The organism is Thermus arciformis, assembly GCF_900102145.1.
GTDB classification, from domain to species: Bacteria; Deinococcota; Deinococci; order Deinococcales; family Thermaceae; genus Thermus; species Thermus arciformis.
The window spans coordinates 1-11,542 of record NZ_FNBC01000017.1 but is presented as its reverse complement, the minus strand read 5'-3'; the positions used below and the strand labels follow the sequence as shown (position 1 = coordinate 11,542).

At 68.3% G+C, this 11,542-nt stretch carries 13 protein-coding genes and 1 pseudogene; 9 read left to right on the top strand and 5 right to left on the bottom strand.

The window, feature by feature from the left end; genetic code table 11:
- Window positions 1-2: 2 nt before the first annotated feature.
- Both BLP62_RS07225 and BLP62_RS13740 read right to left on the bottom strand, forming a co-directional pair.
- A complete protein-coding gene (locus BLP62_RS07225) occupies window positions 3-209 on the bottom strand; it encodes a helix-turn-helix domain-containing protein (protein WP_093007282.1) in 207 nt (68 codons plus the stop codon).
- An 81-nt stretch (window positions 210-290) separates the two neighbouring features.
- On the bottom strand, window positions 291-929 hold the full coding sequence (locus tag BLP62_RS13740) for a hypothetical protein (protein WP_093007280.1): 639 nt from the start codon (window positions 927-929) through the stop codon (window positions 291-293).
- Window positions 930-1,301: 372 nt separating this feature from the next.
- Here BLP62_RS13740 and mscL point away from each other — a divergent pair, with 372 nt between their 5' ends.
- On the top strand, window positions 1,302-1,682 hold the full coding sequence (gene mscL, locus BLP62_RS07215) for a large conductance mechanosensitive channel protein MscL (RefSeq protein ID WP_093007278.1): 381 nt from the start codon (window positions 1,302-1,304) through the stop codon (window positions 1,680-1,682).
- On the opposite strand, the gene BLP62_RS07210 is transcribed toward mscL, so the two are convergent.
- Window positions 1,636-2,496: a hypothetical protein gene (locus tag BLP62_RS07210; RefSeq protein ID WP_093007276.1), complete on the bottom strand. Its 861-nt coding sequence runs from the start codon at window positions 2,494-2,496 to the stop codon at window positions 1,636-1,638. The two genes, mscL and BLP62_RS07210, sit on opposite strands and share 47 nt — an antisense overlap.
- A gap of 107 nt (window positions 2,497-2,603) precedes the next feature.
- Here BLP62_RS07210 and BLP62_RS07205 point away from each other — a divergent pair, with 107 nt between their 5' ends.
- The 8 genes from BLP62_RS07205 to BLP62_RS07170 are packed head-to-tail and all read left to right on the top strand — an operon-like array spanning window position 2,604 to window position 10,562.
- Window positions 2,604-2,933 carry an ArsR/SmtB family transcription factor gene (locus BLP62_RS07205; RefSeq protein ID WP_093007274.1) on the top strand — a complete coding sequence of 110 codons (330 nt, stop codon included), beginning with the start codon at window positions 2,604-2,606 and terminating at the stop codon, window positions 2,931-2,933.
- On the top strand, window positions 2,930-4,576 hold the full coding sequence (locus tag BLP62_RS07200) for a proton-conducting transporter transmembrane domain-containing protein (protein ID WP_241374180.1): 1,647 nt from the start codon (window positions 2,930-2,932) through the stop codon (window positions 4,574-4,576). The genes BLP62_RS07205 and BLP62_RS07200 overlap by 4 nt, the downstream gene beginning before the upstream one ends.
- Window positions 4,573-5,427, top strand: a complete 855-nt coding sequence (locus BLP62_RS07195; protein ID WP_093007272.1) for an NADH-quinone oxidoreductase subunit H — start codon at window positions 4,573-4,575, stop codon at window positions 5,425-5,427. Before BLP62_RS07200 ends, BLP62_RS07195 begins: the two co-directional genes overlap by 4 nt.
- Window positions 5,415-6,047, top strand: a complete 633-nt coding sequence (locus BLP62_RS07190) for a hypothetical protein (RefSeq protein WP_176758164.1) — start codon at window positions 5,415-5,417, stop codon at window positions 6,045-6,047. The genes BLP62_RS07195 and BLP62_RS07190 overlap by 13 nt, the downstream gene beginning before the upstream one ends.
- A gap of 3 nt (window positions 6,048-6,050) precedes the next feature.
- Window positions 6,051-7,397 (top strand): proton-conducting transporter transmembrane domain-containing protein, encoded by a 1,347-nt coding sequence (locus BLP62_RS07185; protein WP_093007270.1) that lies wholly within the window; start codon window positions 6,051-6,053, stop codon window positions 7,395-7,397.
- Window positions 7,385-8,695 (top strand): hydrogenase large subunit, encoded by a 1,311-nt coding sequence (locus BLP62_RS07180; protein WP_093007268.1) that lies wholly within the window; start codon window positions 7,385-7,387, stop codon window positions 8,693-8,695. Before BLP62_RS07185 ends, BLP62_RS07180 begins: the two co-directional genes overlap by 13 nt.
- A 9-nt stretch (window positions 8,696-8,704) precedes the next feature.
- A complete protein-coding gene (locus BLP62_RS07175) occupies window positions 8,705-9,493 on the top strand; it encodes an NADH-quinone oxidoreductase subunit B family protein (protein WP_093007266.1) in 789 nt (262 codons plus the stop codon).
- Window positions 9,494-9,503: 10 nt separating this feature from the next.
- Window positions 9,504-10,562 (top strand): pyridoxal-phosphate-dependent aminotransferase family protein, encoded by a 1,059-nt coding sequence (locus tag BLP62_RS07170; RefSeq protein ID WP_093007264.1) that lies wholly within the window; start codon window positions 9,504-9,506, stop codon window positions 10,560-10,562.
- Here BLP62_RS07170 and BLP62_RS07165 read toward each other — a convergent pair.
- Both BLP62_RS07165 and BLP62_RS07160 read right to left on the bottom strand, forming a co-directional pair.
- Entirely contained in the window at window positions 10,525-11,115 is a 591-nt protein-coding gene (locus tag BLP62_RS07165; RefSeq protein WP_093007262.1) for a TIGR01440 family protein, read from the bottom strand. The genes BLP62_RS07170 and BLP62_RS07165 overlap by 38 nt on opposite strands.
- Window positions 11,116-11,206: 91 nt before the next feature.
- Window positions 11,207-11,542, bottom strand: a pseudogene (locus tag BLP62_RS07160) (IS1634 family transposase); the annotation flags it as partial.

Genomic DNA, 11,542 nt, shown 5'->3' with positions numbered 1-11,542 from the left:
CCTTACCGCCCCCGGGCCTCCTCGGGGGCCTCTTCTTCCAGGTCCACCGGGCCGCCTAGAAGGCGTTCAAGCTCCCGCCGGGGGATGATAACGCGCCCCCCCAGGCGCGCCGCCTTCAGTTCACCGCGCCAAATCAACCGATAAACGTGGTTTGTATGGACTCCAAGGGCTTCAGCCGCTTCGCGAACGCTAAGGCCAAGCTTCCGCATGTTTTTGCCCCGCCTTTTCCGGCCCAAGGGTGGGGCACCCTCTTGGGCGGCCTGGAAGCCTAAAGCCGTGAGCCTACGGCCTTAGGCCGCCAGGGGCGGGGCAACGGGGGCGATGACCAAACTTTTGGTCAGGTTTTGCGTGGGGTCTTTAGGGGGTGGCCTTTCCTTGAGGCTTTCGGGAAGGGTCTTCTGGGGTTCGTGAGTCAGGCGGATGAGGTCTAGGGCCAAGGCAAGGAGCGCGGTCAGGGCTTTAAGCGCCATTTTAAGCGCTTCGCTAAGGCTCCTCCCGCGCCTTAACCTCAGCAGGTAAACGAAAAAGAGTTTAAGCACCCGCTCATGGGCCAACCTCCGGAAGCGAAGCCGCACCCTCCCGCGCTTGGCGACCCTACCCCTGAAGAAAGCACCTTGGGCAAGGTGCCGCTTCACTAAAGCGAAGTAGTCCCACAGGGGTCTTAACGCCCCAAGAAGGTTATCCCGCGCATCTTGCAGGCTTTTGATTACAGCCCCCGCCGCTTCGGCCAGGGGGGCCACCGCCTCAAACGTCTGGCGTAGAGTCCTCCTAGCGGTTTCCACCGCCTCGTTAAGGTTCCTTAAGGTTTCCTGGGGGACCTGGGGAAGGGTCCAGGTGGCGGTCTGAAGGCCGTCAACAACGGCCTGAAGGCTCCTCACGGCTTCGCTTTGGGCGAAGTGCTGTAGCTTGGCCGTGAGAGCTTCTTGCATCTTGGCCGTAGGATAGCATACCTCCTCTGCACTCGCAACACCCTGGCATCACCCCACGAAACCCTTTCTTACAAAGGGTTCTTTTCGTGGAATGGCTTCACGGGTTGACCCCCAAACCTGACCCCCATTGACCCCCAAAACTGACCCCTAACCGGAAGTAATCCAGGGTTATGCTATCGGCCAAAACCCCCGTTCAGAACGGGCATTTCGTCAACTCTAGGTTAGCCTAAGTTATGGCCCTTCGCCTCCTTCTAAGCGGTAGGTCGGGGGTTCGAATCCCTCCGGGCCCGCCACTTGATTTTTCTTTTGGGTTTTGCTAGGTTGAGCTTGCCCGGTTTAGGGTTCAGTTTTTCCAGTGAAGGAGGTCAACTTATGTTGAAGGGGTTGCGCGACTTTTTGATGCGGGGGAACGTGGTGGATTTGGCGGTGGCCGTGGTGGTGGGCACCGCTTTCAACCAGGTGGTGAATAGCCTGGTGGCGGACGTCATCACACCCCTCATCGGCGCCCTTGGAGGGGCTCCGGACTTTTCCAGCATCAAGCTGGGGCCCATCGCCTTGGGCAAATTCTTAAACGCCTTGATCAACTTCCTGATCGTGGGCACGGCGGTGTATTTCCTGGTGGTGGTTCCCATGCAGACCATGCAGAGCCGCCTGCAGAAAAAGGCCGAGGAGGCTCCTTCTGCGCCTCCTGAGCCCCCTGAGGAGGTCAAGCTTCTTCGGGAGATCCTCGAGGAGCTGAGGAAAAAGGCCTAAGCCGATTCCAGAAGAAAAGGCCCAGGTACCCCAGGCCGAGCTCCGGCCTGGGGTCTGTGGTCACGGAAAGGGCGAAGGCGTGGAAGAGGAGGCTTTCCAGGGCGTGGCGGGGGCTTCGCCTGAAGAGGTCTTTTAGGGCTGGCCCTTGCCTGAAGGCGAGAAGGCCCAGGTAGGGGAGATAAGGCCAGGGTCCGGTGGCCAGGCCCAGCGCGGAAAGCCCCAGGCTGGCCAAGGCGAGACCGCGCAGGGCGGGCAAGGGGTCCAGGCCCAGGGGCCGGAGGCTCTGCCGGAGGGGTTCCTCTTCCCCGGGCCAGGGGGTTTTGAAGAGGAGGAGCCTTTTCCCCTCGTGCCCTCCTAGGTAGCCCCTGGGGTCGGGGGCTACCCCTAGGGGAAGGAGGAGGGCGGGGTTTTCCCCGAGGGCCTGGAAGAGGAGAGGGTCTAGGGGAAGGCCGTCCACCAGAAACCAGGCATGGGGCCTGCCGGAGAGAAGGAAGCCCAGAGCCCTTTCCACCCGGTGGCCCCGGTGGGCCAGGATCCCGGGCCAGGCCTCCGGGGGTTCCCGGAGGAGGGCCTCCCGCCAAGAGGGCTTGGCCTGAAGGGGGGTGGTGCGGAGGCGGAAGCGGACCTCCAAGGCCTCCCCTTCCTCCAGGGCGAAGCGGGCGAGGAGGTTGCCTTGGGCCTCGTAGACCTCCAGGGGCTTATGGGAGAGGGAGACCTCCCCCACCTCCTGCCCCGGGAGGGTTTGGGGCAGGGGGAGGAGGACCTCCTCGAGGCCTTGGGCCGTGTAGCGGAGGGCGTAGCGGAGGGGGGCCATGGCTAGACCATCGGCGGGCCATGATACCACCTCCGGGGTTGACGGGCGGGGCGGGGCCGCGTAGGGTGGAGATATGTGGCTATGCGCATATGGTCACAGGAGGATATATGCCTAGCGCCCTCCACCGGTACAAGGCCGAGTTCTTCAAGGCCTTGGCCCACCCCCTGCGCCTGGCCATCTTGGACGCCCTCCGGGAAGGGGAGAAGTCGGTCTCCTCGCTGCAGCGGGAACTCGGGGCCGAGCAGTCGGGGCTTTCCCGGCAGCTTTCCCTGTTAAGGGAGCGTGGGCTGGTGGAGGCCAGGCGGGAGGGGCAGATGGTCTACTACCGCACCCGCGACCCGGAGGTCTACGCCTTCTTGGACCTGGGCCGGCGGATCTTTGAGCGGCACCTCGAGGCGGAGCGGGGCCGCCTCGAGGCCCTGAAGGAGGAGGCGTGAGCTGGCCCCTCCTGGCCGCCTTCCTCCTCGTGGGGGCCTCCGCCTTGGCGGGGAGGGGGAGGGCGTACCCCTGGCTCTTGGGGGCGGGCGGCCTGGGGTTCCTCCTGGGGGGCGGGGCCCTGTGGGGGGGAGAGGCCAGCGCCAGCGGCTTCTTTCTGATGCTCTTGGGGCTTTTGACCCTCGGCCTTGCCCCCTACCTCCCGGACTACCTGGCCCACCACCCCAAGGAGGCCAGGGCCTACGCCGGGATCGTGCCCCTTTTCCTCCTGGCCATGGCCGGGGTTTCCCTGGCGCCCCCGGGGTTCGCCTTCCTCTTCCTTTGGGAGGGGATGGCCCTTTTGGGCTACCTCCTGGTGGCCCTGGAAGGGCCTAAGGCCCAGGAGGGGGCCAGGGCCTTTTTCCTGGCGAGCCGGCTCTCGGGGGCCGGGCTTTACCTGGCCTTCCTGGGCCAGGGGCACCTGGGCCCGGACTGGGTCTGGGCGGGCCTCCTGCTGGGCTTCGGCGTGAAGGCGGCCCTCTTCCCCTTCCACCTTTGGCTTCCTTTGGCCCACCCCGTGGCCATCAGCCCGGTCTCCGCCCTCCTCTCCGGGGCCATGACCAAGCTGGGCCTGTACGGCCTCTACCAGGCCCAGGCCTGGTTCGGTCCGCCCCCGGGGTGGGTGGGCCTGGCCTTGGCCTTGCTCGGGTTCCTGGGGGCGGTGTACGCCCTGGTGCGGGGGCTGGGGGAGGAGGACCTGAAGGGGGCCCTGGCGTACTCCAGCGTGGAGAACCTGGGCCTGATGCTGGCCGCCTTGGGGGGGTACTTCCTCACGGGGGCCCCCCTCTTCCTGGCGGCCTTCTTCCTGCACCAGGTGGGGCATGCCCTCTTCAAGGGCCTCCTCTTCCTGGGCTCGGGGGCCTTGGCCGAGCGGCGGCTCTCCCGCTTGGGGGGGCTTTGGCGGCAGGAGCCCTTTCTGGGGAGCCTTTGGCTGTTGGGGGTGGCGGTGGGGGCGGGGCTACCTCCGGGGGCGGTCTTCGTGGCGGAGTGGGCCCTGTACCAAGGCCTTTTCGCCGCTTCCGGTTTCCTGGTTCTGGGCGTCGGGGCCTTGGCTTTGGTGGGGGCGCTCGCCCTCTACTTCTACGTCCGCCTCTTCGGCCTGGCCTTCCTGGGGGCGGCGCGGGCGGAGGTGCGCCCGGAGCTTAGCCCGGGGATGCGCGGGGGGCTTTTGGCGCTGGCGGTTCCCCTGGGGGCTTTGAGCCTGCTACCGGACTTTTTCTTGAAGCCTTTGGCCCAGGAGGTGTACCCCAACTGGGGGGTTTTTCCCCTCCTCTTCCTGACCCTGGGCTTGGTTCGCTGGCTTGCCCGGAGGCCCCACCGGGCCTATGGCACCTGGGACTGCGGCTTTCCCCGCTTGAGCCCCAGGATGCAGCCGAACGGCCTGGGCTTCTCGGAGCCCGCCCTGCGCCTCTTTCCCTTTCTGCGCCTCGAGGTGGGGGAGAGGCCGAGGCTGGAAGAGCCCCTGGCGGGGGTCTACCGCCAGCTGGGGAAGGCCTACTCCCGGTTCGCGCGCCTGGTCCAAACCCTGCAGTCGGGAAGCCTGCACTTTTACCTCCTCCTCCAGCTTCTAACCCTGGTGGTGGTCCTGGGGGTGGTGCTCCTATGACGGCGTTCTTGCTCCTCCTCCTTGCCCCCCTCTTCGGGGGCAGCGTGAAGTGGCTGAAGGCCAGGCTCACCCACCGCCGGGGGGCTAGCCCTCTCCTGGAGTACCGGAACCTGGCTAAGCTTTGGGGGAAGGCCTGGGTGAGGCCCACCCTAAGCACCCCCGTTTTCCTCCTGGGCCCAGCTTTAGCCTTAGGGGGCGCCCTGGCGGCGGCGAGCCTCCTTCCCCTGCTGCCGGGTCCTGGGTTCGCCGGGGACTTTCTGGTGGCCCTCTACCTCCTCAACCTGGGCCGCTTTTTCCAGATGCTTTCCGCTTTGGACACGGGGAGCGCCTTCGGGGCCCAGGGGAGCTACCGGGAGGGCCTGGTCACCCTCTTGGCCGAGCCGGGGACCCTGATGGCCCTGGGGGCCGCGGCCCTGGCCGGGGAAGGCCTCCGCATGGCGGGCTTCCCGGTGCTCGGCCCGCAAAACGCCCTGGTGCTCCTCCTGGTCCTGGCCTCCTTGGCGGTGGCCCTTCTGGCGGAGGGGGCGCGGATGCCGGTGGACGACCCCACCACCCACCTGGAGCTCACCATGATCCACGAGGCCCAGCTCCTGGACCACGGGGGGCCTTTGCTGGCCCTGTACGAGCTGGCCGCCTCCGTGAAGATGCTGTTCTACGTCGGCCTCATGGCCCTTCTCCTGCCAGGCCCCAAGGTGCTGGTCTTCCTGGGGCTGGCCGCGGCCTGGGTGCTGGCCTTGGGGTACCTGGAGACCTTCGGGGTGAAGCTTCGCTACCTGCGGCTTCCCGATTTTCTTTCCTACAACACCCTCTTCGGGGTGCTGGCGCTTTTGGGGGCGGTATGGAGGTTCTGAACACCTTGGTGCTGGCGGTCTTGGCCACGGGCTTCCTGATGGTGAGCCGCAGGAGCCTGGATGCGGTCATCAGGCTTTATGCGCTTCAGAACGTGCTCTTGGCCCTGGTTTCCTTCGGGTTGGCCCGGGGCGAGGTGCACTTCCTCCTGGCGGGCCTGGCCCTGTTCCTCATCAAGGGGGTGGCCATCCCCTGGTACCTCTTCTGGCTCCTGGACCGCCTCGAGGTCAGCCACGAGGTGGAGGGGTACCTCTCGGTTTCCCTCTCCCTCCTCCTGGCGGGTTTGCTCACCGGCCTGGCCTTCCGGGTGGGGGCGGTCTTCGTCCTGCCCGAGGCGCCCTTGCCCCAAGGGGTGCCGGTGGCCCTCTCCCTGGTCCTCCTGGGGGTGCTCTCCATGGTGAGCCGCAAGAAGGCCATCAGCCAGGTGCTGGGCTTCCTGGCCCTGGAGAACGGGGTCTTCCTCCTGGCCCTCTCGGAGAGCCACGGCCTGCCCCTCTTCGTGGAGCTGGGGGTGGCGCTGGACGCTTTCGCCGCGGTGTTCCTGGCGGGGGTCCTCATCTTCCGCATCAAGGGGGAGATGGGCCACGTGGACACGGCCCGCATGCGGGCCCTAAGGGGGTAGGGGATGCTTTGGCTTCTTCTTTTCCTTCCCCTCCTGGCCTTCCTGGGGCGACGGGAGCGGGACGCCTTGGTGCGGCTTTCCCTTCTGGCGCCCCTTTTCTCGGCGGCCTTGGCCCCTTTCCTCCTGGGGCAGGTGGCGGGGCCTTTTCGCCTGGACGAGGTGGGCCTCTTCTACCTCCTCCTGACCGACCTCCTCTATGCCCTCATCGCCCTGTTCGCCCGGGGCTACTTCCCTGAGGGGGAGGCCTGGCGCTTCTACTGGGCGGGTGCCCTCTTCCTCTTCGCGGCCCACGGGGCCTACCTGGCCCACAACCTGGGGGTGCTTTGGATCTTCGTGGAAGGGTCCACCCTGGCCTCGGCCCTCCTCGTCTACCACAAGGGGGGGACCCGGGCCCTGGAGGCCACCTGGAAGTACCTCATGCTGGGGAGCGTGGGCATCGCCTTGGGGCTCATGGGGGTCATCCTGGTCTACGCCCTGCTTTCCGGGGCCACCCTGGACTGGGGGGAGGCCCGGGCCTTGGTAAAGGGGGCCAACCCGGAGGGCCTTAAGCTGGCCTTTGCCCTCCTCCTGGTGGGCTTCGGCACCAAGGTGGGCCTCTTCCCCCTGCAAGCCTGGCTTCCCGACGCCCATGCGGAGGCCCCGGGGCCGGCCTCGGCCCTGCTTTCCGGCACCCTCCTCAACGTGGCCTTCTACGCCCTCCTGCGCTACACCGCCTTGGCCCAGGCGGCGGGGCTTTTCCCCTTTGCCTCCGGCCTCCTCATCGCCTTCGGCCTCTTAAGCCTGCTGGCGGCGGGGCTTTTTCTCTTTGGCCAAAAGGAGTACAAGCGCCTTCTGGCCTACTCCAGCATGGAGCACATGGGCCTCGCCGTCTTCGCCCTGGGGCTGGGCCTGCCCTGGCTGGCCCTCTTCCACACCCTGGCCCACTCCCTGGCCAAGACCCTGGCCTTTTTGGGGGCGAGCGGGATCCTGGCCCTCACCCACGCCAAGGAGGTGGGGCGGGTAGGGGGCCTTTTCCGCTCCCTTCCCGGTCTGGGGGTGCCCTTCGTCCTGGCCCTGGCCGCCCTCGGGGGGCTTCCCCCCTTCCCCCTCTTTTTCGCCGAGTTCAAGGCGGTGGAGGCGGCCATGCGCTTTCCCCTCTTGGCCGTCCTCTACCTGGCCGGGCTCGGGCTCGCCTTCGTGGGCCTCCTCGGCCCCATGACCCAGATGGGCTTCGGTCCGGGAAGACCCCTCGAGGCCAGAGGGCTTGACCTGTGGGCGCTGTGGCTCCTCCTGGCCCTCCTCCTGGTTCTCGGGGTGTTTCCCCCGGTGGGGGCCTTTAAGACCCTGGAGGTGGTGCTGTGGACGCGGTGAAGGAAGCCCTGCGGGAGGGGCGTCCCGTGGCCCTCTTCCCCGATGGGGGGCAGGCGGTTTTGGTGGTGGAGGTGGGGCGGGCCCTCCGGGTCTTCCGCCTGGGTGAAGGGGGGAGCTTCCCCAGCCTGGCCTCGGACTTCCCCTCCTTGGATTGGTTTGAGCGGGCCCTGTGGGAGCGGGGCTACACCCCGGTGGGCCACCCTGGGCCTAAGCCCCTGAGGCGGCACGACCTTCCCTACGCCTTCCGGGAGTTCCCCGAGCTCCACGAGGTGCCGGTGGGCCCGGTGCACGCGGGCATCATTGAGCCTGGTCATTTCCGCTTCAGCGTCCTGGGGGAGCGGATCCTGCACCTGGAGATCCGGTTGGGTTACCAGCACCGGGGCCTCCTAAACCGCCTCCTGGGGAAGGGTCCTGAGGCGGCCCTCCTCCTGGCGGAACGGGCCGGGAGCGAGCCCGTGGCCCACGCCTTGGCCTTCGCCCTGGCCTGGGAGGAGGCCTTGGGCCGTAAAGCCCCACCCCGGGCCCAGGCCCTGCGCCTCGCCGCCTTAGAGCTGGAGCGGGCCTTCGGGCACCTGGGGCACCTGGCGGGGCTTTTCACCGATATCGGCTACGCCTACGGGGCCACCCAGGTGGGGCGCGTTCGGGCCCTCCTCCAGGGGGAGGTGGACCGCCTCACCGGCCACCGCTACGGGCGGAACTTCGTGCGGGTGGGGGGCGTGTGGCGGGAGGGGCGGCCCGACCTGGCGGCCTTGGCTGCTTACCGGGAGGAGCTTTCCCGGCTGTTGCCCCGCCTCCTCAAGCACCCCCAGGTGCTGGACCGCATGCGCTACGTGGGGGTGGTGCGCCGGGTGGAGGCGGAGGCCTATGGGTTCGTGGGGCCCACGGCCCGGGCCAGCGGGGTGGCCCGGGACCTGCGGCAGGAGGACCCCGCCTACCCCGGGTTCCGGCCGGTGGTGCGCCAGGGGGGGGACGTCCTCTCCCGGGCCCAGGTGTACGCGGAGGAGGCGCTTCAGGCCCTGGATTACGCCCTGGGCTTTCTCGCCCACCTCCCCGAGGGCCCCTTGGCCCAGGACCTTCCCCCGGGGGACGGGGAGGCCATGGCCCGGGTGGAGGCGGGGCGGGGCGAGGTCTTCTGGTTCGTGCGGTTGGAGGGCGGCAAGGTGGCCTTGGCGGAGGGGGTGGACCCCTCCTTCAAAAACTGGCGGGCTTTGGAGCTGGCGGTGCGCGGGGAAGGCCTTCCGGACTTTCCCCTTTGCAACAAGTCCTTTGACCTCTCCTACGCCGGGACCGACCTTTAGGGGTGGAGCATGAGCCTCTTGAAGACTTGGAAAATCGGCCTTCTGGCCCGTCCCCTCGAGGCCCTCCTTCGCGTGCCGGACCACGCCTTCGGCTACCCCCTCCTGCGCCCCGAGGGCCTCACGGAGCCGGTGCAGGAAGACCTCGTGGGGCTCTGCCCCAGCGGGGCCTTCTTCCGGGAGGGGAGAACCTTCGGGCTGGACCTGGCCCGGTGCGTGGGTTGCGGGCGGTGCGCCCTGGCCCATCCCGAGGCGGTGGGGGAGGTGAAGCGCCTGGAGGTGGCCGTCACCCGGAGGGAGGACCTGGTCCAGCGGGTGGACCTGGAGCGGGGGGCCTTCCTGGACCCTGGGCCGCCACCCCCTCCCCGGAAGGAGCTCGCCCTCCCCACCCTGGCCTTCCGGGAGGTGAGCGCGGGGGACACGGGGCTTGCCGACTCGGAGATCGCCCTTCTGGGAAACCCCTTCCACGACATGGGCCGCTTTGGCTTCTCCGTGGTGGCCTCCCCCCGGCACGCGGACGCCCTCTTGGTCACGGGGCCGGTGAGCCGCAACATGAGGGAGGCCCTCTTGCGCACCTACGAGGCCGTACCCGAGCCCAAGGGGGTGGTGGCGGTGGGCAACGAGGCCATCTCCGGCGGGCTCTTTGCCGGAAGCCCCGAGGTGGAAGGCGGGGTGGACCGGGTGGTGCCCGTGGACGTGTACGTCCCCGGCGACCCCCCCCGCCCCGGCGCCATCCTCTTCGGCCTCCTCCTCTTGGCGGGCCGGGTGCGCCAGCGCCTGGTGGGCGGGGTTTTGCGCTAAGCTTTTCCCCATGGACTGGCTCCTCACCCCAGGACCCGTGCGCCTGCACCCCAAGGCCTTGGAGGCCCTTTCCCGGCCCCAGCTCCACCACCGCACCGAGCCCGCCCGGGAGGCCTTCTTGAGGGCGAGGGGGCTCCTAAGGGAGGCCTTCCGCACCGAGGGCGAGGTCTTAATCCTCACGGGAAGCGGCACCCTGGCCATGGAGGCCTTGGTGAAGAACCTCTTCGCCCCCGGGGAAAGGGTCTTGGTGCCGGTCTACGGCAAGTTCTCCGAGCGCTTTTACGAGATCGCCTTGGAGGCGGGGCTCGAGGCCCACCGCCTGGACTACCCCTACGGCCGGGTGCCCCGCCCCGAGGACGTGGCCAAGGAGGGGTACGCGGGGCTTCTTCTGGTCCACTCGGAGACCTCCACCGGGGCCCTCGTGGACCTTCCCGCCTTGGCCCGGGCCTTTAAGGAGCAAAACCCCGAGGGCCTGGTGGGGGCGGACATGGTGACGAGCCTCCTCGTGCGGGAGGTGGCCCTCGAGGCCATGGGCGTGGACGCCGCCGCCTCGGGAAGCCAGAAGGGCCTCATGTGCCCCCCGGGCCTCGGCTTCGTGGCCCTTTCCCCCAGGGCCCTGGAGCGCCTAAGGCCCAGGGGCTACTACCTGGACCTCGCCCGGGAGCTCAAGGCCCAGAGGGAAGGGGAGAGCGCCTGGACCCCGGCCATCAACCTCGTCCTGGCGGTGGCCGCCGTCTTGGAAGAGGTCCTTCCCCGCCTTGCCCACCACCTCGCCCTCAAGGCCTGGCAGAACGCCCTCCTCTACGGGGTGGGGGAGGAGCGGGGCCTAAGGGCCGTCCCCGAGGAGAAAAGCCCCGCCGTGGCCGCCTTCTACTTGCCGGAAGGGGTGCCCTACGCCCGGGTGAAGGAGGCCTTCGCCCAAAGAGGGGCCGTCATCGCCGGGGGGCAGGGGCCCTTGAAGGGGAGGATATTCCGCCTCTCCCTCATGGGGGCCTACGACCGCTACGAGGCGCTAGGGGTGGCGGCCCTCTTCAGAGAGGTTTTGGACGAAATTCTTCCAGCTTCTTGAGCATCTCCTCCCGGGTGTAGACGGCCCGGGCCCCGCCCACGAGCTTGGGGCGCGTCTTGGCGGCGAGGAGGACCGCCTCGCCGAGCTTCCGCACGGAAAGCCTCAGGGGCACGGCCACGGGGCGGAGGTGCATGCCGATGAGGACCCCCCCGATGTCCATCCCCCCGTGGGCCTGGGCCCTTAGGGACTCCACCACCACCGGCTCTTTAAAGCGGAGGAAGGCCACCGTGGCCAAGGCCCCCCCCGCCTTGGGGTGGGGGAAGACGGTGACCTCCTCGAGGCCAAAGGCCCGGGCCGCCTCCCGCTCCACCACCAGGGCCCGGTTCAGGTGCTCGCACCCCTGAACCGCCACCCACACCCCCCGCTCCTGGAGGGGGGGGAGGAGGCCCTCCAGGATGGCCTCCGCCACCTCCAGGCTCGGGCGGGTGCCCACCTTTTCCCCCAGGACCTCGCTGGTGGACCCCCCCAGGACGAAGAGGCTTCCTTCCCCCATGGGGAAGAGGTCCAGAAACTCCCCGATGGCCCTTTCGGCCGCCTTGCGGATGCCCTCCATGCCCTTAGCCTACCCCCGCCTCGGCGGATTAAGTACCCCACCGCGGCGAAAGCCGCGGTGGGGGCCCCAAAACCCACATTCCGCACCCCCTTTACTCCAGCAGGTAATATCGCCCGGCCCCCAGGAGGCGCACCGCGGTCTCGTGATGGGGCGCCAGGTTGAGAACCAGCCACTTGCCCCCCAGCTCCACCAGGCGGACCCACATGAACAGTTGAAACACCCAGCGCAAGGTGGGCTTGGCTGTGGGTCTCCCCTTCTGGTCCGGCAGGCTGGACCCCGTCTCCCAAAGCCTCCGCCTCAGCGCCCACTCCCCCAGGGCGTACACCAAAAGGGCCAGGGCCATCACCATCCCCAGGGCCATCACCCGCTCGGGCCGCTTCAAGAAGGTGCTCTCCGCAAAGAACAGGGGGTCCTTCAGAAACCGGAA

Coding starts and splice junctions, on each gene's coding strand:
- BLP62_RS07165 (WP_093007262.1), bottom strand. CDS start 11,115: ATGGAGGGCATCCGCAAGGCGGCCGAAAGGGCCATCGGGGAGTTTCTG.
- BLP62_RS07205 (WP_093007274.1), top strand. CDS start 2,604: ATGCCTAGCGCCCTCCACCGGTACAAGGCCGAGTTCTTCAAGGCCTTG.
- BLP62_RS07190 (WP_176758164.1), top strand. CDS start 5,415: ATGGAGGTTCTGAACACCTTGGTGCTGGCGGTCTTGGCCACGGGCTTC.
- BLP62_RS07175 (WP_093007266.1), top strand. CDS start 8,705: ATGAGCCTCTTGAAGACTTGGAAAATCGGCCTTCTGGCCCGTCCCCTC.
- BLP62_RS13740 (WP_093007280.1), bottom strand. CDS start 929: ATGCAAGAAGCTCTCACGGCCAAGCTACAGCACTTCGCCCAAAGCGAA.
- BLP62_RS07170 (WP_093007264.1), top strand. CDS start 9,504: ATGGACTGGCTCCTCACCCCAGGACCCGTGCGCCTGCACCCCAAGGCC.
- BLP62_RS07225 (WP_093007282.1), bottom strand. CDS start 209: ATGCGGAAGCTTGGCCTTAGCGTTCGCGAAGCGGCTGAAGCCCTTGGA.
- mscL (WP_093007278.1), top strand. CDS start 1,302: ATGTTGAAGGGGTTGCGCGACTTTTTGATGCGGGGGAACGTGGTGGAT.
- BLP62_RS07210 (WP_093007276.1), bottom strand. CDS start 2,496: ATGGCCCCCCTCCGCTACGCCCTCCGCTACACGGCCCAAGGCCTCGAG.
- BLP62_RS07185 (WP_093007270.1), top strand. CDS start 6,051: ATGCTTTGGCTTCTTCTTTTCCTTCCCCTCCTGGCCTTCCTGGGGCGA.
- BLP62_RS07195 (WP_093007272.1), top strand. CDS start 4,573: ATGACGGCGTTCTTGCTCCTCCTCCTTGCCCCCCTCTTCGGGGGCAGC.